At 60.8% G+C, this 23,981-nt stretch carries 14 protein-coding genes; 5 read left to right on the forward strand and 9 right to left on the reverse strand.

Annotated elements, in window-relative coordinates:
- Positions 1-33: 33 nt before the first annotated feature.
- The 3 genes from EH165_RS02605 to EH165_RS02615 all read right to left on the reverse strand — a co-directional run bounded on the left by EH165_RS02605 (position 34) and on the right by EH165_RS02615 (position 1,922).
- On the reverse strand, positions 34-492 hold the full coding sequence (locus EH165_RS02605; RefSeq protein WP_124797896.1) for a pyridoxamine 5'-phosphate oxidase family protein: 459 nt from the start codon (positions 490-492) through the stop codon (positions 34-36).
- A gap of 150 nt (positions 493-642) precedes the next feature.
- On the reverse strand, positions 643-1,005 hold the full coding sequence (locus EH165_RS02610; RefSeq protein ID WP_124797897.1) for a cupin domain-containing protein: 363 nt from the start codon (positions 1,003-1,005) through the stop codon (positions 643-645).
- Between the two features lie 134 nt (positions 1,006-1,139).
- Positions 1,140-1,922, reverse strand: coding sequence for a (2Fe-2S)-binding protein (locus tag EH165_RS02615; RefSeq protein WP_124797898.1), 783 nt, complete (start codon positions 1,920-1,922; stop codon positions 1,140-1,142).
- A gap of 114 nt (positions 1,923-2,036) precedes the next feature.
- On the opposite strand from EH165_RS02615, the gene EH165_RS02620 reads away from it, so the two are divergent.
- Complete coding sequence (locus EH165_RS02620) at positions 2,037-3,284, forward strand: cytochrome P450 (protein ID WP_124797899.1); 1,248 nt, start codon at positions 2,037-2,039, stop codon at positions 3,282-3,284.
- Here EH165_RS02620 and EH165_RS02625 read toward each other — a convergent pair.
- The 5 genes from EH165_RS02625 to ilvD all read right to left on the reverse strand — a co-directional run bounded on the left by EH165_RS02625 (position 3,274) and on the right by ilvD (position 10,640).
- The gene (locus EH165_RS02625) at positions 3,274-4,134 is read right to left on the reverse strand and encodes an ATP-binding cassette domain-containing protein (protein ID WP_124797900.1); all 861 of its coding nucleotides are present in this window, start codon (positions 4,132-4,134) and stop codon (positions 3,274-3,276) included. The two genes, EH165_RS02620 and EH165_RS02625, sit on opposite strands and share 11 nt — an antisense overlap.
- The gene (locus tag EH165_RS02630) at positions 4,131-5,942 is read right to left on the reverse strand and encodes a dipeptide/oligopeptide/nickel ABC transporter permease/ATP-binding protein (RefSeq protein ID WP_124797901.1); all 1,812 of its coding nucleotides are present in this window, start codon (positions 5,940-5,942) and stop codon (positions 4,131-4,133) included. The genes EH165_RS02625 and EH165_RS02630 overlap by 4 nt, the downstream gene beginning before the upstream one ends.
- Positions 5,939-6,880 (reverse strand): ABC transporter permease, encoded by a 942-nt coding sequence (locus tag EH165_RS02635; RefSeq protein ID WP_124797902.1) that lies wholly within the window; start codon positions 6,878-6,880, stop codon positions 5,939-5,941. Before EH165_RS02635 ends, EH165_RS02630 begins: the two co-directional genes overlap by 4 nt.
- Positions 6,881-6,926: 46 nt before the next feature.
- Positions 6,927-8,579 carry an ABC transporter substrate-binding protein gene (locus EH165_RS02640; protein ID WP_124797903.1) on the reverse strand — a complete coding sequence of 551 codons (1,653 nt, stop codon included), beginning with the start codon at positions 8,577-8,579 and terminating at the stop codon, positions 6,927-6,929.
- A gap of 327 nt (positions 8,580-8,906) precedes the next feature.
- A complete protein-coding gene (gene ilvD, locus EH165_RS02645; protein ID WP_124797904.1) occupies positions 8,907-10,640 on the reverse strand; it encodes a dihydroxy-acid dehydratase in 1,734 nt (577 codons plus the stop codon).
- Positions 10,641-10,832: 192 nt separating this feature from the next.
- Here ilvD and EH165_RS02650 point away from each other — a divergent pair, with 192 nt between their 5' ends.
- Positions 10,833-11,612: a DUF6308 family protein gene (locus EH165_RS02650; RefSeq protein WP_124797905.1), complete on the forward strand. Its 780-nt coding sequence runs from the start codon at positions 10,833-10,835 to the stop codon at positions 11,610-11,612.
- Here the strand turns inward: EH165_RS02650 and EH165_RS02655 are convergent.
- A complete protein-coding gene (locus tag EH165_RS02655) occupies positions 11,609-12,196 on the reverse strand; it encodes a TetR/AcrR family transcriptional regulator (protein ID WP_206426064.1) in 588 nt (195 codons plus the stop codon). The two genes, EH165_RS02650 and EH165_RS02655, sit on opposite strands and share 4 nt — an antisense overlap.
- A gap of 694 nt (positions 12,197-12,890) precedes the next feature.
- On the opposite strand from EH165_RS02655, the gene EH165_RS02660 reads away from it, so the two are divergent.
- The 3 genes from EH165_RS02660 (at position 12,891) to EH165_RS02670 (ending at position 23,747) form a co-directional block, all read left to right on the forward strand.
- Positions 12,891-15,029, forward strand: coding sequence for a DUF5979 domain-containing protein (locus tag EH165_RS02660; RefSeq protein ID WP_124797907.1), 2,139 nt, complete (start codon positions 12,891-12,893; stop codon positions 15,027-15,029).
- A gap of 27 nt (positions 15,030-15,056) precedes the next feature.
- Positions 15,057-15,347 carry a hypothetical protein gene (locus EH165_RS02665; RefSeq protein WP_124797908.1) on the forward strand — a complete coding sequence of 97 codons (291 nt, stop codon included), beginning with the start codon at positions 15,057-15,059 and terminating at the stop codon, positions 15,345-15,347.
- Between the two features lie 504 nt (positions 15,348-15,851).
- Positions 15,852-23,747: a DUF5979 domain-containing protein gene (locus tag EH165_RS02670; RefSeq protein ID WP_239020765.1), complete on the forward strand. Its 7,896-nt coding sequence runs from the start codon at positions 15,852-15,854 to the stop codon at positions 23,745-23,747.
- Positions 23,748-23,981: the final 234 nt, after the last annotated feature.

Consider the following 23,981-nt stretch of genomic DNA (forward strand, 5'->3'; position numbering starts at 1 on the left):
ATCGTGCGCCGTCGCTGGGCTTGCCCAGTGCGACTACATGTATGCCGCGGTACCGAGATCCCAGTCGGTGTCGCGTAATCGGGTGATGCGTCGACCTGAAATACCGTGCGGGATGATGCGGACCCAGCTGAAATCGGGGCCAGGCACCCACGGCGTTACACCGGTGGCTTTGGTCCGTCTGATCAAGTCTTGGTCGTGCGCGGGAGTGAGTTCTTCCGCCTGCCCGCGGAACAGCACGCTCCACCCTGTACGGGTCGCTTCGTCGATGCTGTCCACCTCGAACGTGACGTTGGCATGGTTGGCATGGGTGAGCTTTCCGCCAGATTTACTCCGGATAACGATCACCTCGCCGTCGAGAGAGAAGCTGACTGGCACCACTACCGGCCAATGGTTCACCACCACGCCCAGGCGGCCCACGCTCTGCGTGCGGATGAGCGAATAGCACTCCTGCGTCGACAAAGTCGAAACAGCACTGTGGTCGATGACCTGCATGGTGATGGCCTCCCCGTGAGAGCAGCTTAGATGCGCAGAACGCTGTCTTTTCCATCGTGACTAGAGCTGGAGGTGAAAATCAGGGGATGTCGGTACCTCACTTAAAGGACTAAAGTCCCTAAAGCGATATCGCCCACGCGGTGCGGCGGCTTACCCTTTTTCCGTGTTCAGAACAGGGGAGGCGAGGACTTTTGCAACGGTCAGCAGCACCGCAGAGTCCTCGACAGCCTCCAAGCTGTGCCGAGAGTTGGGCACGATCAAAAGGTCGCCGGTCCGGCCATCCCAGGCGGCGGCCTCTGAGACTAATCGGACCCGTCCAGCTAGTACGTGAACCGTTGCTTCGCCGGGGTTTTCGTGTTCATCAAGTTTGTGGCCCGCTGCAAGTGCGATCAGGGTTTGCCGAAGGACGTGTTCGTGGCCACCGTAGACGGTCGCGGCGCTGCGTCCGCTCGATGATGTTTTTGCGACCTCGAGATGGTTGCGGACAAGCGCGGTAAGTGACGATTTTTCCATGGGATCTTCCTTTCGCAGGGACAGCGGTGATGCCGCACAATGGGACCCCCGCGGCAGCCGTCGGCGGTTCCCCTGTCCCCACAAGACTCTGGAGTCGGGTCGATGTCAAGGCCAGCCGTCGCTAGGCCGACTATTCATTCCGGCGTGGACAGCGGTGTGCCAAGAGTGTCTCTGCGTAGATCCGGATGCCGTCGTGGGCAGGATGAGCACAGCGATTCACCGGGAACCCGGTACAGCAGGCAACACGATTGACGATGTACGAGGCGCCGACGGAGAATGCCCAGGGGCGGTGGGGCGACATCGATGAACCGCGCCGGAGGCATCGGGCGGTCAATCGCCTCGATGAGCGCGGACACGGTGCGGGTCGCCGCTGGCACCTGATGGAGTGCCCGGCCGAATAGCAGCGCTTGGCTGGCTAGCGAATCTGTGGCCAGCGCCCACATCGCTTGCTCCGAGCGGCGGGCAAGGGAGGCTACCTGGGGAATGAGCTCGTCAAACATTTCAGCCAAAGTTATTGCTAACGCCTGTATTTGGTCGCCCGGCCCCGCGAGCGCGGTGGAGGAAGCCCCACTCACTCGTGAATCTAATTGGTGGTGCACCATGAGGTCTTCCAACCGCGGCGAGAGAGCCCGACCCGTGAGGATCAGGGAGGCAATGGAAGGCGTCACGAGGAAGTGGCTCGCCGAGTACCACCACAGAGTTGCCAACACGGGAACATCGGTGGTGCGCCATATTTCACCGCGAAGCCCTAGTTGGTTTTCCATCCATGTGGCGTCCCGAATTTTTGTGGCGCTGACTTTCCTGGCGTCAGGTCCGCACACCAGAGGGCCGTGGGCGTCAATGGGAAGCTGTCTGAGTAGTTCGCGGTTGACAGCTTCTACCTCGGGAGTCCCATCCGCCGCCACTTTTGCCGACACTCCTCACGCCATAGACAAAATTTCACCGCGTACGCGCACCTCTTGCGGCCATTGGTAGCGATGGTATACCGGGCCAGTCAGGCATACTCATGGACGATACGTAGGGTGAGGTAGATGAGCGACGAAGAATTTGTCATTGATAACTCTGCTTTCATGCCGTTGGTGCGTAACGGTTTTGACCCGGTTCCGGAGCTAGCGCAGCGGCGTCGGGAACAGCCCGTGAGCAGGTTGGAATTCCCGTTCGGTATTGGTGCCTGGTTGGTAGCCGGGTACGCCGACACTAAGACGGTGTTGGGCAGCGTCGATGCGTTCAGTAATGATTTTGCCAACCTCACAGCGGCCACCGGTGGCCAAGCAACCCAGGATCAGGATCCCGGAGGTCTGGGGTTCAGCGACCCGCCCAAGCACACCCGGTTGCGAAAGCTTCTCACCCCAGAATTCACGATGCGACGCCTGCAGCGCCTCATCCCGCGCATCGAAACGATCGTGAATGACCGGATCGACGCCCTTATCGATGCCCGGTCACGCACGGGAGACGCAGTCGATCTCGCCGGACTGTTCGCGACTCCCGTTCCGTCATTGGTGATTTCGGAATTGTTGGACGTCCCGGTGCCGGACCGCGAAGCCTTCGCCAGGTTGTCGGCGGACCGTTTTGACATGTTTGGCGGCGCTCTGTCGGGGCTGGACGCCATGACCGAGTCACTTCAGTTCATGACCGATTTGGTACAGCAGCAACGGAAGAGCCCGGGCGATGGACTCCTGGGAATGCTCATTCGCGAGCACGGCGATGAAGTAACTGATCGCGAACTGGCGGGGCTGGCCGACGGGCTCTTGGTGGGCGGTCACGAGACAACAGCCAGCATGATCGCCCTCGGCGCGCTGATTCTGCTGCAAAATGACGACTACGCCGAGTTGGTTCGCACCGGTGATAGCCACACGGTCGCCGGCATCGTGGAGGAGATGCTTCGCTATCTTTCCGTGGTCCAGGTATCGTTCCCGCGGTTCGCGCGCGAGGACATGATGATCGGCGACACCCGAATCGCCAAGGGGGACATGATCCTGTGTTCGTTGAGCTCCGCCAACCGAGATGACGACCTCACCACCTCCCGCACGGCAGGCCCCGGTGGATCCAGCCCACTGGAAAGCTTCGACCCACTGCGCGCACCCACCCAGCATTTCGCCTTCGGCTACGGCTTCCATCGATGCGTCGGCGCGGAGCTCGCAAAAATCGAATTACGCATCGCGTATCCGCTTCTGCTGCAACGGCTTCCCGGACTCCGGTTAGCCGTGCGCAACGAGGAAATCATCTTTCGAGAGATGTCGATCGTCTACGGGCTGGAGTCGCTGCCCGTCACGTGGTGATGGCCGTTTCAGGAACCCCCACACCCAGTGGCCGTTGCGGCAGGGCTTTCCATGCGGCTCTGCGCAGCGCCTGCCGTCCGGGGTCGGCGACGGGGGAGGCGAGCAACAGGCGTTGGGTGTACAGCTCTGTGGGCGTGGTGGTGATGACGTCGGCCGGGCCCGATTCAACTATCTCGCCTCGGTACATCACCGCGACGTCATGACTGATGTAGCGGACCACCGACAGGTCGTGGGTGATGAAAAGGTATGCGACACCGGTGGTGGCTTGGATTTCTATGAGCAATTCGAGAATTTTGGCCTGAGTGGACATGTCGAGCGCGCTGACCGGCTCGTCACACACCAACAACCGTGGGCTCAGCGCCAGCGCTCGAGCCAGGGCGATCCGCTGACGTTGGCCCCCCGAGAATTCACTCGGATAGCGACTGCCAGCATCGACGGGAAGCTGTACCTCATCCAACAGAGATCGGATCCTTATTACTGCATCCCTTCGACCCGTTCCCGCCGCCTGCAGGGGTTCGGCCAGGATCGACTCGACCGTCATGGCTGGATTGAGTGAAGAGTACGGGTCTTGAAACACCACCTGGATATCAGTGGACAGCGCGCGCCTTTTCCTGCGCGACAAGCCCAGCACGCTGCGTCCCTCGAACTCAATTGCCCCGCCCGTTGCGGGTGTTAAGCCGAGGATTGCCCGGCCGAGAGTCGTTTTACCGGAGCCGGATTCGCCTACCAGGCCCAACGTTTTGCCGCTCTCGATCGAAATCGAGACCTTCTGTAAAGCCTGGAAAGGAGGGGCCCGGAATCCGCGTCCCGCAAAGTGCACGTCCAGATCGCGGACGCTCAGCAGGCTCACGGCGCAAAACCCGTCGGCGGCGCGGAAGCGGCCCTGCCCGGAGCATCGTCTAATGTCGCAGCCAGCAGCATTTTGGTGTACTCATGCTGGGGGTGCGCGAAAAGCTCTGCTACGGAGGCGGTTTCAACTATTTCGCCGGACTTCATTACTGCAACCCGGTCGCAGATATCGGCAATGACTCCTAGATTATGAGTGACGATGATCAAGGCCATGTTGCGCTCCTTTTGTAGTTCACGGAGCAACTCCAAAACCTCAGCCTGCACTGTGACGTCGAGGGCGGTGGTGGGTTCGTCGGCGACCAGCAATTCAGGATCGCAGGATACCGCCCCGGCAATCAGCACCCGTTGGGCCATCCCACCACTGAGCTCGTGCGGGTAGGCCGCCATCGTGCGCTGCGGGTCCGGAATTCCGACGCGCTCCAGGAGGGCGATTGCGCGCGAACGGGCAGCCGATTTGGAGATCTTGAGCTTGTAGCGCATTGGCGCGATCAGTTGGCTGCCCACGGTGAAGGAAGGGTCAAGGTTCGACATCGGCTCCTGCGGTACGTAGGCCATCGCGCCGCCGCGAAGTTGTTGCAGCGTCTTAGCCGATGCATCGATCAGGTTCACCCCGCCCAGCACCATCGATTGCGCATCCATCTGAGCTTCCGGCGGGAGTAGACCGAGGATGGCGAAGACGGTCTGGGACTTGCCTGATCCCGATTCGCCAACGATTCCAAGCGCCTCACCCCGGTTAACTGTCAGGCACACCGATGACACCACGGTGCTCCTCCCGCCGCCGGCGCTCGGGTAGCGGACGCTTAACCCGCGCACGGTCAGCAGGTCACCTGCGGAATATTCCATCCCGTCGTCGGCGAGTTCTCGTTGCTGCCAATCTCGTCCAGCGTCCTGATGGCGCGCGGGCATGCGGTGATTTCTCTTTCGCCGACTGGCCCGACCTACCCCCAGGCTGTCTGCAATCGCCGCGCTGACCAGCACGAGACACATTGCCGTGACGCCGATCATTGCGCCGGGTGCATATACCAAGTGGGGTGCCTTGTAGATCGTGGCGAAGGCGTCGCTGAGCATGTTGCCCCAACTGGGCCGGGTGGGGTCGCCGAACCCGAGGAACTCGAGGCCCGCTTGCACGATGATGGCGAGTCCGAAAACGAACGACCCCAGCACCACCACGGGGCCGGTGACCACGGCAAGCACATGCCGGAAGATGATCCGCGGGTCGGAGAGCCCGGAAACCCTTGCGGCATCGATAAACAATTCGTCGCGGACGCCGATCACTACTCCACGGGTTAACCGGAAGATGTCGGGTGATGCGAGTACGCCCAGCGCGATCATGGTCGGGGCAAGCCCACTACCCAGCGAACTAATCACCACCACCAGAATCAGGATTTGGGGCAGCGACATCAGCAGGCCCGCGACCCAGGAGGCCAGGGAGTCGAACCACTTCGAGTAGTACCCAGCCAGAAGGCCCGTTGGCACCCCGATAGCCATGGCGGTAGAGATCATGATGATTCCGGCCCGAAGGCTCACTCGGCCGCCGTAAAGCAATCGGGACAACACATCTCGGCCCTGGGTGTCGGTACCCAGCCAGTGCTGCCAACTGATCGGCTTGAGCTGGTCGATGAGCGTGATCCGCAACGGGTCGTACGGTGCGATCAGCGGCGCGAGCAGGCAGAGGAGAACAATTAACAGCAGGACGCTTGCCGCAACCACTCCCACAGGGTTGCGCAGGAACGCTTTCAGCCGCCTTCGCTGGGGGAGGGACTCGGCTGCGACCGGGCCGGAAACAGTCTCGTCCAAGGGCACCGTCATGTCATTCTCACTTTGGGATTCAGTGCGCCGTAGGCAATGTCGACGAGCAGGTTGACAACCACCACGGTGACGACGGTGAAAAGTAGCAAACCCATGATCACGGGCAGATCCGATTCGGCGCTGGCATTGATTGCCACCGAGCCCAAACCCTGTAGACCAAAGACTCTCTCGACGATCGCCGCCCCGGAGAGAGCAGCAATAAATTGCAAACTCAACATCGTGAGTGCGGGCGGCGCGGCGTTGCGCAGCACGTGGGTGAGCAAGATGGTGCGATTGCTCAAACCGCGGCTGCGAAGCGTCCGGATGTAGTCCTGAGCGCTTACCGTAATGATTGAGTTGCGAAGCTGCTGGGCGATGGAGGCAATGGAGCCAATGGCGATCGCGACGACGGGCAACGTGATCGACTGCAACCATCCAGCCGGGTCAGACCCCAACGAGACGTAGCCGGTAGCCGGGAACCATCGCAGCCCTACGGCCAAGGTCACGGCCAGGATTATTGCGACCCAGAAGTTGGGCAGTGCAAACCCGAAAACCATGACGACCTGAAGGAAGCGATCGAAAAGCCCTGGCTTAACAGCAGCCAACGTGCCCAGGAGCACACCAAAGAAGGCCGCGACCCCCACCGCTCCGATGGCCAAGGAAAGGGTCACCGGGAAACGGTTGGCCATTAACTCGGCCACCGACGACGTGGACGAAAAAGATGTCCCGAGATCACCGCGCAGTGCGTGGCTGAGCCAATCCCAATATTGAGAGAAGATTGACCGGTCCAGACCCAGCTGTATACGTTTCGTTGCGACCTGTTCCGGTGTGGCATAGAGCCCGAGCGAACCCCGGGCTGGATCGATGCCGGTGAGCTGCAGGAAAAAGTACATTCCGGTGAGAACCACGAAAGCCAGACCTACCCCAGAGAGCAGCCGCTTGAGGATGAAGGCGCCCATGCGGTGATGTCCTTTCGCTCTCGGTGGGTGGGGTCGGTGCGGAGTTTTAGCTAGCGGGCTTGAAGAATCTCAAACTCGGTACCAACTGCGACTGCTGCATCGTCACATCGATCTGCGGCGACCAGAGGTAGATGTTCTGGATAGTGGCGATGGGGGCAAACCAGGCCTGGTCCACCAAGTAGGTATTTAATTCCTTGTACAAATCGGCTTGCTTCGCGCCGGCGTTGTTCGGAATGTCGGTGAGAAGTTGGGTCACTTTCGGGTCCTCGTACTTAAAGTGGTTCCACAGCGAGGTGGGAGTGATCTTGTTCAGCACGTCCGTCCAGGCCGGAATGTTGGTGGAGAAGGACAGCATGTAGACAGGGTTGGCCAGCAAGGAGTCGAGCCCCCCATTCGAGAAGCCATTGATGGGAACCGGTTTCACCGTGATACCGATGTCGCCCAGATACTGGGTCACGATCGCCACCAGCGGATCCATGAAGCCGGTGGAGTAACCAATGGGTAATTCGAATCCATTGGGGTAACCGGCCTCGGCCAACAGCGCCTTAGCCGCGGCGGGGTCATACGGGTACTTGGTGTTAAGTGCATCCACCCACGCTTCGCTGGCGGGGTTGAACGTCTGCTCCGAGACCTGCGCGAAGCCGCCGTAATAGGTATCGACGATGGTTTGACGATCGAATGCCATGTTGATCGCCTGTCGCACCCGGACATCAGCGAGCGCGGGCAAGACGGTCCCCGCGCGGTCCTGCATAATCACGCCCTGCCATTCGCCGGGCACGGTGCCGACGGTGAGTCCGCTGGCTTTGGCTTCGTCGACCATGTCGTTCTTGCCGTACATGAACTGAATCTGGCCAGTTTTCAAAGCATTGAAGCGGGCAGTGAAATCCTCGAAGGGCTTGATGACCACGCTGCCGAAAGGAAATGCCTCGGAGTTCCAGTACGCAGGGTTCTTGGTGAAGAGATAGCTGCTCGCCTTCTGCGAATTAGCAGCATCCAAGACGTACGGCCCCGTGCCGATGGGCTCAGTGGCCGCTGTACCGGCGGCGAGAGCCTTCGGGCTCACCATGAAGCCGGCGTAGGTGGCCAGAGCGGACAGCAAGCCAGGGTTGGGCGCGGCGAGCTTCAGCACCACAGTGCTCGGATCGGTGACAGAAACGGAACTGATCGATTTGGCTGCTTCAGCAGCAGATCCCGCAGCCTTCTGGGCGTGTTCGAGGTTGGCTTTAACCGCTTCGCCATCAAATTTCTCGCCATCACTGAAAACAACCCCGTCGCGCAGCTTGAGCGTGAGCTCGGTGAGGGTGTCGTTGTAGGTGAAGTCGGTGGCCAAGTTGCCCTCAATTGTGGCGTCTGCCTTCTTCCGCAGCAGCGGGTCGTACACCGCCTCCGCATACTGAATGACGGCGCCCTCCTTCATCTCTGACGGGTCCCAAGTGGGGATGTCGCCGTTCTGGCCGAGCACCAGTTGCTTGTCTGCCCCCTCGACGGCGGGTGCCGCCGAGGTGTTGGCATCGCTGGACTGCGCCGCGGGGCCGGCGCTAGCGCCAGCCCCTCCCGACTCGGAAGTGCTGGCCGATGTTGCGGAAGAAGGCGCGGGGGTTGGGCTGTCACCCGTACCGCCCTCGCTGCTACTGCACGCTGATAACACCAGGGCTCCGGCGATCAAGAGCCCACCAAACGTGGTGGTGGTGGTGCGCACGTTGTCCTCATTCCTGTGGCCGTGAAGCCACTGGTAATTTTTCTCGAAATGGATTGCGGGGGCAGGTACCGATCACATTCCACGTAGGTGGAACGACTCCCCACTTAGACGAAACAACCATGACGAACGATCCGCTCGCGCCGGAGTCCGGACCGAGAGAACCCATGGAGATAGTTAAACCATTGTGCAGATCGGCCTCAGTCGCCCCGCACTGGGGCCAGGGTGTCTCAGGGAAAACCTTGATGAGCAGGCGCAGCGCCCTGCGGAAAATGCCTGAGGCCGCCCACCGATAGGTGTGCGGCCTCAGGCGCGATGTCAGCTCTCCCGCTACTCGGTGATCGCGCCTCTCGCAGCAGAGGTGACCAACTTCGAGTACTTGGCCAACACCCCCCGGGTGTACCTGGGAGGCAAGGGTTCCCAGCCCTCGCGTCGTTCGGCAAGTACCTCGGGGGTCACCAGCAGGTCTAGCGTTCGAGCCTGGATGTCTACCCGAATCATGTCCCCGTCCCGAACAAACGCGATGGGGCCGCCGTCCACCGATTCGGGTGCGAGGTGCCCAATGCACAGGCCCGTGGTGCCGCCGGAGAAACGTCCGTCGGTAACGAGCAAAACATCCTTGCCGAGCCCAGCGCCCTTGATAGCGCCGGTGATGGCGAGCATCTCCCGCATCCCCGGTCCGCCCTTGGGTCCCTCGTACCGGATGACGACGACGTCGCCGGCTTTGATGTCTCCGTTGGTCAGTGCATCCATCGCAGCGCGTTCGCGTTCGAAAACCCTTGCGGGGCCCTCAAAAACCTCCAGATCGAAGCCGGCAGTTTTAACCACCGCTCCTTCAGGTGCTAGCGATCCGCGCAGGATGCTCAAACCGCCGGAGGGGTGGATCGGGTTATTGAACTTTCGAACGACCTCACCATCGAGCGCGGGCAACGTGAGTTCCGCCAGGTTTTCCGCCATCGTCTTACCGCTCACAGTGAGCGCGTCGCCGTGGACGAGCCCTTCGTCCATCAATGCCTTGAGCACTACGGGCAGGCCACCGACCCGGTCTACATCGTTCATCACGTACCGGCCGAACGGCTTGAGATTACCCAGGTGCGGCACCTTGTCGGCGATCCGGTTGAAGTCGGATAGCTCAAGGTCGACGTCGGCTTCGTGGGCGATTGCCAGCAAGTGCAGGACGGCGTTGGTGGAGCCACCAAACGCCATCAAAACTGCGATTGCGTTCTCAAACGCCTTGCGAGTCATGATGTCTCGCGCCGTAATGCCCAAGCGTAATAGGTTGACAACGGCCTCGCCGGAGCGGTGCGCGTAGTAGTCGCGGCGGCGGTCTGCCGAGGGCGGCGAGGTGGATCCTAGGACTGCCATGCCCATCGCCTCCGCGATGGAGGCCATGGTGTTAGCGGTGTACATCCCACCGCAGGCACCCTCGCCGGGACATACCGCGCGCTCGATCCGGCCTAGATCCTCTTCGCTCATCGTGCCCGCTTTAGTGGCCCCGATCGCCTCGAAGGCATCGATCAGCGTGACGTCCTTTTCGGTGCCATCGGTCAGCTTGACCCAGCCCGGAGCAATCGAACCCGCGTAGAGAAATACCGACGCCAGATCGAGCCGGGCCGCGGCCATCAGCATGCCCGGCAGCGACTTGTCGCACCCGGCAAGCAGGACGGAGCCGTCCATGCGCTCGGCCTGCATCACGACCTCCACCGAGTCCGCGATTACCTCTCGGGACACCAGGGAAAAGTGCATTCCCTCGTGGCCCATCGAGATGCCATCGGAGACCGAGATGGTGCCGAACTGCAGCGGGTAACCGCCAGCGGCATGCACCCCCTCCTTGGCTGCCTGCGCGAGTCTGTTGAGAGAGAGGTTGCAAGGGGTGATTTCGTTCCACGAGCTGCCGATACCGATCTGGGGTTTAACCCAGTCCTCGTCGCCCATGCCGACCGCCCGGAGCATTCCGCGGGAAGCGGCCTTCTCGATGCCGTCAGTGACATCTCGGCTCCGGGGCTTAATGTCGATCTGCGAATTGAGCTGGACATCTGATGGGGGCGTGCTGTTATCGGTCACCCGGGCATTCTATGCGCCTGTCTGCAGTGGGGAAAAGACGCTCGGTTTAGCGGGGCAAAGACGCTCGGTGGAACGGGTAAAAGATGCAGCACAAATAGGTCTGGCCTCCCCAGCCGGTCTACCAAATAGGTTCCGCTCTACGCTGTTGAGGAGTTCAAGTGCAGTAGCCGCACCCACCACCAAGGAGTTTTTGTGTCCGAAGGCGCCAACCAGACTGACAAAACGCTCATCCATATCGGCGGCGTAGGTATTGGCCGTGAGCTGGTGTTGACGGCAGCTCGCGAATACCTTGCGGCCCAGGGTGGGCGGTTCGGATACCCGGCGTATGACGCGTTCGAGGCTGGCGGTGGCCCGGGCCGGATCAGCGACGGAGACTTCCTCGCGCCCGCTCTGCTGAACGCCCCAGTCAACATCAAAGCCTTCTATTCTCTGGAATCGATCCGCCTGCAGCTCGAGGGGTGGCTGAAAAAGGTCCCGGTTGATGCACGGTTGGTGGATGCGGGCTCCGACGGGCTCGCCTTGCTGGGCGAGCTGTTCTCAGTTCTTGACGCAAAGCCGCGGCTGCCGCACGCGCGCGGTTCTGTGCTGGCCAAAGTGATGCACCGTAAGCGCCCGGCCTTCGTGCCGCTCTACGACCGCTACGTCGACTTCTGCTACCGGGGCAGTGAAAATGCGCCGATCAGTGTCGACCGCGGCCGCACCTGGCAGCAATTTGCGCCGCTGCTTGGCCAAGCGATGATCAACGATCTTCAGCGCGAGCGTGACTTCTTGGCCGAGGTGGTCGCGCTCGCCCAAGGGCCGGTAATTACGCCGTTACGCGCGCTGGATATCCTCGCCTGGCAAGCTGGACGCACCAGTAGTCCGAAGCCTGGTCTCTGGACGAAATCGCTCGCCTCAGGCGAAGCGGCGGGGGATTCCGAAGCCTCGGATCCGTTCGTCGACGAGGTGGACGAGGACGACGAGGCTCACTAGTCTTTGCAGCCGACCATTCTCAAGGCCAAGTCGCCGTAGAGGACCGCGACGTCATGTGGGGAATTCAGGTTGGCTGCTGGGAACCATCGGGCGACGTCCACGCATAAAGAGGTGACGGCAAGCGCAGTGCCGGGAAGATCGTTGACTTCGAAGGAGCCTGTCGCTAACCCCCTCTCGACAACGCTCGATATCTGTGCGTCTATCCGGCGCCGTATCGAAGCCACAGCCTCAAAGTTGTCTCGGGTGAGCGAGGTCAATTCGTACTGCACAATGCGCGCCGTCGTGTGGTTCGCCGCGTGCCATGCGGCGAAAGCGCCGATCATTGCCCGCAGCTGCTCTGCCGGGCCACGCGCCTGCGCCAAAGCGGTCGAGACCACCGTTTCGCATGCCTCGTGGCCGAGCAGGCTCAGCTGAAACAGAAGATCCTGTTTGGAACGGTAGTGGATGTACATCGCGGCGGGGCTCATCCCGGCCCCTGCGGCGATTTCTCGCGTCGTGGCAGCGTGATACCCCTTGGCGGCAAACACATCGTGTGCGGAGAGCAACAGACGTCGGGCTGCGGCAGGCTGAAGATGTGAGAACACCGCGTCGGCGATAGAAGGGGCGCTTGGGGAGTGACTGAGCGGCCGAACCCCAATCTGCTGCCTTTCGGCGGAGCTATGGGACGCTATTTCGGCCCCCCAACCAACACTCCATTGGCGCCCCGGGGCGCCTTAGTCGAGCCTTCGCTCCCGCCCAACGGGTGGCTACCGGGAGGTCGGGGAGTGAGGGCTGCAGGAGGGGACATCGAGGTTAACAATGTCGCATGGTTGCGCTCTGATCAACTCCCCGAGCGCCACCAATTGTGAGGCACTGCGTGCAGGTCGAATGGAGCCAGAAAAGCTCAATGGGGTTGAGGAAGCCCTTTCACTCCTTTGGGTGATCATCCTCCGCTTCGCATCATCAAAACGAGGGCATAAGGTAAAACTGCAATAAAGTCATCTGGTGAGGAAGTTGCCGGGCTTATCCAGCCGCGACACAACTTCAACTCCAGGGCGGAATGGCTCGGCAGAAGGTGCGGCGGTAGTTTCGTAGCCCTCCCCTCGCCGGGGACCGACCTCAGGCGCCGCCGGCCCGAAACAGACCGCCTCGGGCCCTGTCGTATCGGGCCTTCACATTATGGGCCCGGTAGTACCGGCCAAGTCCTACGGGACTCGGCCTCTTTTTGCCCGAAGGCGCTCACTCTCCGTGGGGCTTTCGTAACCATTTGTAGTCGTCCCACGTGAGCAGGAGTAGTGAGTGAAAACACCACAGCACACCGTCCCCCCATCCGGCCGTTGGGCGAGATTGAGGCGGAGCGGCTTCGTCCTGAGCGCTGCCCTGGCGCTCGTCCTCGGCATGGTGTCGGTCCAGAACGCTGCGGCAGACGTCCCCACCAGCGTCTTACTGGTGTCGCCCAAAGTCACCTCCGATGCTGTCAATGTGACATATGCACCGTTTGAAGTCACTGTGACCTGCAGGCTTGGGGGCGTCGGCCTTGAAGGTGGAGATTTCGTCAATGGAAGGTTCGTTTTCCCCGTCAGTCGTGATCAGTTGGTCCAAATTGTCGTTCCAGTAGGAGCGCAGTGCTACGTCGACGAAACCAAACAGGGTGGGGCCAACCCGGTCTCAATCGTTTACAACGGGAAAGGGTCCAGCAAGTTCACCGACGGACCCGAGGCGATCCTCGAGGACGGCGACCCGATCACCATCCTTGATGCAGATTCCAACGTCGCGGTCATTACGAATAATTTTGACGCCGGAGTGCTCTCGGTCAAGAAGTCCGTCGCTGGTGACGGCGCGAGTGCCTACGGGTCTGGGCCGTTCGCCGTACAGGTGAGCTGTTACTTCCAGGATTCACTCCTGACCGAAGGAGAGATCTCGCTTGTCGGCGGCGAAGTTAAACCGTTCTCCGGAAAGCTCCCAGCAGGAACCGTCTGCTCGGTTTCGGAAACTGCAAACGGTGGTGCCACCAGCACAACCGTCCAATTGGGCAACGAAAATATCGAAAGCGTCACCATCGGCGCCTCCGACGTGTTGGTAGACATCACTAACTACTTCAACGTTGGATACGTAGCGATAACCAAAGAAGTGACGGGCGAGGGGGCCACGACCTACGGCGCCGGCCCGTTTACCGCGCAGGTGACATGTACCTACGACGTGGACGATGAGGCCACAGTCGTTGCGCTGCCCAATAGTGGCGAAGTGATTCTCAATGCTGCAAACAACTACAGCGCCATGGTCTCTGACGGAGATGGGCCCTTCGGTATCCCTGCGGGCTCGGACTGCACTGTGACGGAGCCGAAGAGTGGCGGAGCTACCCAGATTATGACGGGTGATTCAGTCTCAGTCGTCGGCAACGAAACAGTTGATCTGAACCTGAAGAACGTCTTCGATGTCGGATCGATGGAGATCATCAAGGAGCGTAAGGGTGACGGAGTAGACATCTTCGGTGCCGGACCGTTCACGGTCACTGTGAACTGCACCTACCTTGTCGACGGGGTATTGACGGGCTTCACCCGAGAAGCCGTGTTAAACAACGGCAACGGATACGAAGCAACCATCGATGATGTGATTCTCGGTGCCCGCTGCGTCGTGGAGGAGTCCGACGATGGTGGAGCGACCTCCAGCGAGATCTATTCCGACGGAGAAGTTTTCCCCGTCGAGGGTGTCGAAATTGTTCCGGATACCTTCATCGAAAAAGGCAGCGGAGATTTGATCTCTCTTGTCCGCGTGCCCGGAACTTCGGTCACTGTTGTCAACACGTTCGACGCAGCGGACCTCGTCATCGTCAAAAAGCGGGACGGCGACGGCGCCCCGCAGTTCGGTGCCGGGCCGTTCACCGTAGGTGTGTCGTGCCTGTACAACGGCAATACCTACAGCCTCGGCGCGGCTGGCAGTCAGGTCCTGTCGCAGGGCAACGGATATGTAGCAACCATCACCGGCTTGCCAGTCGGCGCAGCCTGCACTGTGGTGGAACCCGATAACGGCGGGGCAGTCAGCACCGTCATCACCCCGAACAACAAAGACGCCACCAGAGGGGCCGTGGTAATCAGTAGTGCAGGAAGCACTGTTCAGGTCGTGAACACCTTCAAGATCGGCCGTCTGCAGATCTCGAAGGTGGTCGACAAGAATCAGGTGGCACCGGGCGGCGCGGCCGCCTACACGGTCACAGTGACCAACATTGGTGCTGTTGATTTCGTGGACGGCCAGGCTGACGACACGCTGCCCACCGGCGCCGTTCTGGTCTCCGCAACAGGTTCGCCGGTGGTGACCGGGATGAAACTGAACTGGACGATCGCGTCGCTGCCTATCGGAAAGAGCGTCAGCTTTACGGTGCTCGCCACGTTCCCGAACAGCGGTAGCTACACGAACTCCTTTGGTGTGGAAGCAAAGTAGTCGTTCGACCAGCCCAAGGTCGACAGCGTGTGCTTGGACGACATGAACAGGTCGTGTGTTGCGATCGAAGTCGACGACCGTTTCAAGGAAATCGTGGGTCAGGGGGACGCGGTTCCGCCGATACTGACGCCGCCTCCTGTGACGCCGCCAGTGGTACTGCAACCGGCAGTGCCAACACGCACATTCCCGCTGGCTGCCACCGGAGTGGACGCAGAAGCCTTCGGCTCGGCAGGGTTGTTGATGTTACTGCTGGGTGCTGGGTTCCTGATGCTGGGCGCTCGTCGCCGACGCACTAACGCTGGTAGTCAGACGACGTAGTTACCCTCGCCGCTCACGCGGCCGAGTGAAAGAAGGGGCTAGGCGAGGTTTTCTCGCCTAGCCCCTTCTTTGTGTTGCTCACCGTCACCTTTTCGGCAGACGTCACCCAAAGGGCAAGATGATGCAACACGAACATGCAGATACCTCGGACGCCGGGCAAACACGAAAGAGTGAAATTGAATTCTCAATAGTTACTTATTCGTTCGGCTGCCACTACGGTGACAGGACAGCAGACCACGCCAATGGGCCAATCTGTGAAGCTAAAAGTAATCAATGTCCGATTTGACGCAAAATTCACGGTAGTGGCGGCTGCACCGTAAGGGTGATGGCTTCGCTACAGAGTGCAAAGATCTCCTCGTTTCACGCGTGAGATTTGCGGAGTCTGACCGTCCTTTCTGATCGAGCCTTTTTTGAAGCTCGTATTCGCGGAAGTCCGGGTTGTACATCGACTGCACGAGGTAGTTGATCCATCGAAGTCTGTAGCCGCAGGAGCTGGAAGTGAACATGCACAACAAGGGATCCCGAGGTCGCCCTCACTTGTTCGGTCGAGCTGGAATAGTGCTCACCGCCGTCATGGCGCTGATTTTTGGTCTGGCTTCGAACCAGACCGCGTCAGCAGACCCGGGCGAAGGCACCGGAGTGATGAGCCTGTCTAAGACGGCCTCATCCTCGGTGGTGAAGCCAGGCGAAACTTTCACTTACACACTCGCGTTTACGTGTTCCTCCGTCGACGACGGGTGCGCGAATGCGGTTCTCACAGACTCCATCCCCCTTCCGCTGGAAGTAGTTCCCGGACCCAATAACCCCGCGGTGACCGCCGCGGCGAAGTTCGGGTTCGACTGGGACGGTGCAGGCGCCGTTGCGGTAGCCGGGTCGCGCAAACTGACCATCACGTTCGAGGATGAACTCCCCAACAGCCCTGGGGTCTTGGGCCTGGTCGCAGGACGGTCCGGGACCGTTCAGATCCAGGTTCGCTTCCCCGCGAATACCCCAAAGACCGCTGATGGAACCAGCGTCTCCAACACCGCCTCCCTCGATTCGACCAACAGCCCCTCGCAGTCTGCAACTGCGCCGGTGGCGGTCAATGTTGTCTCCGTGCTTGCGGCAAGTGACACCAAGACGTGGGCGCCCGCCAGTGCTGTGTACGCACCCGGAGCGAGTTCCGACATCACTCTCGGAGCGAAGAACGACTCCAACGTCCCAGCCTCGGCGATTACGATCCTGGAACCATCCGCGGGAGCCAACCCGTTCAATGCGGTGGCACTGACCGGCCTGGGCGCCGTTGTTTTCCCGACGGGCGCTGACCGCGTTCAGGTTGACGCACTCGTTGGTGGCACGTGGGTCACCGGCACCCCAGCAGCGGCAGCGGCCCTCCCCGCTGTCGCACTTGCCAGCGTTACAGGCCTGCGCATCATCTTCACCTCGAGCAACGGGGCGATTGCCGCCGCTGGCGCAGCCGGATCCATCGTCGTCAATGTTGCGCAACGAGCAGTGGGAGTCGACGGCGCCGTCCTCAGTGACGGTGAAGCCGTGACAAACACCGCCCAAGCCACTGTCACCACGGCCGACGGACCAGCTGACGCTCTACCGGTCACAGCCCCCTACACCATCACAGCTCTCACCGCTTCAGTGCAGGCAAAGAAGTCTTTCGATCCGATTCCAGCCCTGCCTGACGGCACCATTCCTTCCAGCATTGCCGCAGGTTCTTCCCGGGGCGTGACCGTCACCGGCACCAACACTTCCTCCGGAAACCTGCAGACGCTGACCATCTCTGAACCTGGCAGCGGCAACACCTTCTTCGATGGCACCAACGTGAAGCTCACCAACTGGGGAGCTTCTACCTGGCCCGCAGGCGCGACAAGCGCTGCCTTCACTTTTAATGGCGCATCGCCCGTTGTGTCCAACACGGCGGGTACCTTCCCGGCTATTCCTGCCGGAACGACCTCGTTCTCGGTGACCTTCACCGGCGAGATTCCGTCCGGTGCTGCCGCGACACTGAAGTTCGGCGTCGTGACCGGCCCCAACTCTGGCCCACCCATCACCGATGGCCCGCAGGCTGTCAAGGTCTACACCAACGCTGTGGACGTCACCGGAGCCAATGCGGGTGGACCCGCACCAGTGAAGACCGCCACTGCCGATCTGGCCGTGAAGTCACCATCAATCGGCGTCGACCTGAAAAAGATCGCTACCCCCTCCGCTGTCCGCCCCACTGCGCGGACCGTCATTCAACTCCCCGCGACTGTTCCCGCGGCCACCACCACGGTGCGCCCTACGCAGATCGTCATTAACGAGCCACAAACCGTTGGTGCCAGCGACTTCTGGAATGCGTTCAACGCCGTCTCCATCGCGCCGACCTCGGTCCCGGCTGGTGCAACACTGAAGATCGAGTACTACACGGCAGCGGGCGCGCCGCAGCTGCTGACAACAGTTACCGGGCCACAGGTATTCTCGGCTGGCTTGAGCTCCTTGCTGCCCGCCAATGTCCTACCCAGTAGCTTGGTGGGCCTGCGCTTCACGTTCGAGGACCTAGCTGGTTTCGCTCCCTCTACGAAAGTCCAGCCGAACATCGGGTTCCGGGTTCGTCCCGCACTGCGTAACGCACCCGGAACGTCCACCACGGTGCCGACTCCCGCGCCAGCACCCAAGTACACCAACTGTGCGACGGCCACTGCCACCGATGGCACGATTACCGCCGCAGCATCGACAAGTTGCACCGACATTTCTGCACTCTTTGAGGGTGGCTCGGGTACCTTCCCGATCGACAAGGATTGGGATCTGCCCTCCTCGGTACCGTCACGCTCTGGAGCGAAGATCGGCACCATGTTGAGCTGGGGCAGTGACCGCGACGGTCTTGCTTCGGTAGCAATCAGCGATCCGGCCGGCACAACACCTGGTAACACGGTGAGTACCGCCTACGAAGCATTTGACCTGCTCAAAATCGACGCGATTTCGCCGACGGCTGCGATCGTCGCACCTGGTAAGTCGAGCAACGCAATCACCACGTACGGCGATCCGCTGATCCGCTGGGATGCGGTCAGCAAGGTCGAGCTTTTCAATGGCGTTGCATGGACAGATGTCACCTCGGTGGCCTGTGCGGTTGCCAACTCGTGCAACGGTAAGTTCCCGGGTTACACGCTGACGCCAGCTCAAGTGGCCAGTACCACGGGCGTGCGGGTGACCTTTGTTGAGAATCCCAATCGCGCGCAGGAACTGAAGAACACCACGGACGTGACCGCGCCCGAGGTCGGGTCCGGAGTTTCCGTCGGTGGCAATCGGCCGCTGCACCTCACCTACCAGGTCCGCGATACGGTTCGTGTCTCGGAGCCTGGCCGCACGGACCTCGCTGCCGGTGCTCGGCTGTACAACACCAGCGACAAAGGTCTGGTCAACAACACTGTTGGTGCGGTGGCTGTTCCAGCCGACGGCTCAGCGAACATCGTGGGGTCTGAGTCGGATTCGGTCCTGATCCTGGACCAGCCGTTGACGGTCAAGGCAACAAAGACCGCTACTCCCGGCACTCTCGCAATCCCCGCGCTGGGAACCCCAGCGGCAGCCTTCCCGAGCAGCGTCTTCGCTTTGACGGTGAAAAATACTTCGCCGAGCCGCGTTGACAAGCTGTCCGTGACTGATCCCATCGATGGCGCCAGCCCCTACAACGCGTCAAATGCTTTCGAGAAGTTCACGCTGACCAACATCAAAGCCACGTTGCCTTCCGGTGCCACGCTTGCCGCGTCCACCGTGAAATTGACGTACTTCGATGGGACCACCAACACTGTCAGCCTGGCTGCTGCGCAGGCACTTTCGGCGGCGGCGTTGCAAGACGTCGTAGGCGTAAGCGTCAGCTTTGCAGGACGCATTGATGCTGCAGCCGCGGGCGTGGTGAGCCTCACAGCTCAGCTTCGACCGACAGCTCGCTCCACGGCCGCGGTGATTGCGGTGGTCGACAGTCCCATCACGAACACGATGACCGCCCAGCTCGACGATGCGATCCTTGAAGTTCGCACCTTGGATCTTGACAAGGTTGCCGACACCGCAAGCGCACAGGTCACGCTGACCGCGGCGTCCCTCCAGGTGGTTGCCGGAAAGACCTTTACCCCGGACAACACGCTGGCGGCAACGCCTGTTAGCCCCATCAAGGTGGCGTTGCAGGCTCGGTCCACCGGTTCGGCTAGCCCCAAGGTGCTCACCCTGACCGATGTTTCGCCTGAGTTCTGGAACACCTTCAACCTGCAGACGTTGGCAATCACCGCACTGCCCACAGGTGCAGATCAGGCACAGATTGACTACCAGACCAAGACAACCGGAGCAGTGTGGCAGATAGGAGCTCCTGCTGCCGCACCGGTGTTGCCAGCCGGCGTAGGAGCTGACGTCACCGGTATTCGGGTCACCTTCTCCAGGTCTGACGGCGCTGCCTTCTTGGCAAGTGCCAACGCCATCGTCACGCTCGATGTGGTGTTGCGCTCTCAGTTGCGCGACGCCTCCGGTCCAGTCCTCCCGGGCGTTACCCCCAACACGGTATCGGTCACAGCGACGGCGGGCGCATTGACTGCCCCCTCTGCCGAAGCGACTGCCAATTTCACCTTGAACGCCGGCACCACGTCGGTGGCAGTTTTCAAGGATTCGGTGCAGCAGTCTGCGCCGGGTGAAGAGGTCCCCTATAGCTTGATTTTCAAAAACACCGGTACTGCGAACATCATGAACCCGGTCATTGTGGACACGCTCCCAGTCGGCGGCCTCGTGTACTTGCCGTTCCGCAACCCCACCCTGAGCACCTCGATGGGCGGTACGCTTCCCACCACCCTCGGCGTGGGCGGAGTCGCGGTCAATTACACCGCAGCCACGAACAAGATCACCTTTACCTTCCCGGCTGGCGCAAAGATGGCACCCGGTGAAACCTACAAAATCACGGTGTTGGTGATGGTCTCTCCCGGCCTCGTGCTCGGAACCCCCATCGAGAACTCCTTCGGCGTGAAGGGCGACGTGCCTTTCGCCGCAGCGACCTGCAAGCCGCTGGCACCATCAACGAGGCCTGCCGCACTGGACGCGGATGGCTTCTGCACCACCACTGCAACCCTCACGACGCTCAAGGCTGGCGGCCTCGTCACCGGCAAGGGCGTCAAGGCTGCAGCGAATCTTGGAGCCCAGAACGTATTGAATCCGGCCACCGCGTGCACACCTGACGTGGACGGCTATTACCGCTACCCATGCGCGGCCAACTCCGTCGTCGGAGGCGTCGACAATTGGAAGCTAGAAGTCATTAACGGTGGAAATATTCCGTCTGACCGCTTGCGGTTCGTCGATATTCTGCCCTTTGCCAACGACAAGGGCGTCATCGCGACGACACCTCGCGGGTCGACCTACCGCCCGGCATTCAACGGCAACGTGTCCCTCATGACGGACACGCTCAGCGCTGGCACGACGTACGAGTGGTTCTACACCACAGCGGCGACGCCTTGCTCGCTCGATTTGTACCTGCCCAATGCCAGCACGTGTCCTGCTGGATCGTGGTCGCCATCGGCAAGTTTGGTCGACCCCAGCACTGTGACGGGGTTGAAGTTCATCTTCGCGTTCGACAATCTTCCTGGCGCCACTTTGCCGCCGGGAGCAGCCCTCAAGGTGCTGTTTGACACCAAGAACGTCCCGACAGGACCCGGCCGCGCTTCGGTGGCCGTATCCAATGCTGCGCAGCAGGCTTGGAACTCGTTCGCCGTCGGTGGATCCTTCAAGGAGCCCAACCAGGAGCCGACCCCTCGTGCACCAGCAGAGCCGAATAAGGCTGGTGTCTCGTTGGCAACCGGTCCGATCAAGGTGATGAAGTCGGTGACCGGCGCTGCGAAGGACAGCGCTCCCACTTCTTTCGATGCCACCGTCACGTGCAAGATTGATGGACTCGACGTGACCTTCCCCGCTGGTACGGAGAAGATCACGCTGAATGCAGCGAATCAGTACACCGTGCGGCTGGATGGTATCCCGGTCGGTGCCGTGTGTTCCGTGGTGGAAGCTGGCTCGACTGGCAAGTACGGAGAGACCACGCGCACCGTTTCGGGCCCAGTGACCATCACCATGGCCGGTGTGACAGCCGAAGTGCCGAAGTCGTCAGATGTCACCATCACGAATGATTACCCGGCGGGCAAGCTGATTGTCTCCAAAGAGGTTGTAGGTAGCACTTCTGGCGTCATCTTCGGACCGTTCACCGTCGAAGTGTCGTGCACCTTCAACTCAGTGCCCGTCAACACCGGAGTTTTTGTCAATGGCAAGTTCACGTTCTCCATTGCCGGCGGAGCGTCGCGCTCCATGGTGGTTCCACTCGGAAGCTCCTGCGTCGTGACCGAAACTGGCACGGACAGCGCCATTGGCGTAAGCATCTCGGTGGATGGCGCCAAGGCAGTGTCGGGCATCTCTGCTCCCGTGGCAGTGAAGACTCCCGTTGACCACACCGCAGTTATCACCAACGATTTTGGCGCAGGCCAACTCTCGGTGATGAAGTCGGTGGCGGGCAGTGGAGCAGGTACCTACGGCACGGGCACCTTCACGATTTCGGTGACGTGCGATTTCAGAGGCGTCAACCTGTACACCGGGAACCTGACGGTGAAGGGCGGCGAGACCACGTTGGTGCCGAAGACCTTCCCCGCGGGTACCAAGTGTGCTGTGGTGGAAACCGATAAGGGCGGAGCTAACGAAGCCACGATCGACAAGCCGTCGGTCATCATTACCAACTCGGTAACCCCGATCCTGGTGGACGTCACCAACACCTTCAACACGGGCACCGTGCAGGTTGTGAAGACTCGCGATGGTGGCGGCGTGGCTAACTACGGGGCGGGTCCGTTCACGGTTCAGGTGTCCTGCACCTATCCGGTGCAGGGTGTCACCCCGAACCCCACGGTGGCACTGCCCAATGGTGGTGTCCTTGTCCTGAATAAGGACAACGGTTACAAGGCAACGGTTTCTACTGGTTCAGGAGCTTTTGGTATTCCCCAAGGCGCCACCTGCTCAGTAACCGAAACCGCTACCGGGGGCGCCACCAGTGTCCTCATCGGGGCTCCTGTCATCGTCGTCAAGGACGAGCTGTCCGACTTGACGGTGAAGAACACCTTTGATGTTGCCGATCTCAGCATCGTGAAGGAGCGAGTGGGCGACGGAGTCGATATCTTCGGGGCTGGCCCGTTCACTGTCGGTGTGAGCTGCACCTACCTCGTTGACGGGGTTGTTACTTCTATCGATCTGGGCGATAAGGCCACGCTCGAACTGAATAAGGACAACAAGTACGCCGCTACTATCCAGGGTTTGCTCAGTGGAAGCCTGTGCAAGGTCGTGGAAACCGATATGGGCGGCGCTACCAGCTCCGCGATAACGGTCTCCGCAGACGGCGCCCAGGTACCGCTCCCCGTTGCGGGCGTCCAGGTGACGTCTGGAACCGCGGTTGGTGTCACCGTGACAAACACCTTTGACGTCGCTGATCTGGTGATCACCAAAGTTCGGCAGGGTGAGGGCGCAGCTGAGTTCGGGAACGTGCCGTTCACGGTTGTTCTCTCATGCACCTACAACGGCAAAGCGTTTGACCTCGGAGATCGTGGCACCCAGGTGCTTTCGTCCGAGAACAAGTACACCGCGACAGTTTCTGGTCTGCCTGTCGGTACTAAGTGCTCGGTGACGGAAACCGTCAACGGCGGCGCAGTGAAAACTGTCATCACCCCCAATGACGGAATCAACGCCAGCGTTGGCACCGCCACGGTGAGCAAGGACGGCGCGGCTGTTGAAGTTGTTAACACCTTCAACGTTGGTCGTCTACAGATTGACAAGGTTGTCGATAAGCCGACCCGTAACGCTGGCGAGAATGGCACCTATACGGTGCGGGTCACCAACATCGGCGACATCAACGGTGTCAACCTGTTGGCCGACGACAAGCTCCCCGAAGGCACTAACTACGTGTCCGCTACCGGCTCGCCGGCAGTCAATGGTCAGACACTGACGTGGAAGATTGCGTCGCTGCCCATTGGGCAAAGTGTGGAGTTCACCGTGGTGGCGACCTTCCCCAAGGCCGGCGTCTACGTGAACTCGTTCAGTGTGGTGAAACCGCAGTCGTTCACCACCACAGACGTACTCAATGCGTGTGCTGACAATGTGGCTCGCTCCTGTGCCACTGTCACGGTGCTGGAGGTTGTAGTCGAGAACAGCACCCAGGCGCTGCCGACCACTGCGACTGCATCGGTCACCCCCCTGCCAACCTCAACGTCCTCTGCGGTTCCCCCTCGCACGGGCCCGCCACTGGCGTACACCGGAATCGATGTATTCGGCTTCGGAGTCGCAGCATCGTTGATGTTGCTGGCTGGTGTGGCGTTCCTTCTGGTGGCAGCTCGCCGCCGCAAGGGTGAGGATGGCAACGGGACTCACGCCGCGTAGCACTGCGGTGCTCCGCGGGTGGAGCGCCACAACGGAAGAGTAGGCAAAAGAGGGGCAGTGCGAGAAGGTCGCGCTGCCCCTCTTTTCGTTCAATGGCAGAGCTACCGCCGATGCGCAACGGTTCGTGCTACGGCGAGGGATTTGGTTGACGTGGATCGCGGTACGGCCCGGCTTGTAGCAGTGGTGCTTCCGGCGCTGCTGAACCGTTAGAATTGAATGGTTGGTACGTCTGAG

The organism is Nakamurella antarctica (assembly GCF_003860405.1).
GTDB lineage: Bacteria > Actinomycetota > Actinomycetes > Mycobacteriales > Nakamurellaceae > Nakamurella > Nakamurella antarctica.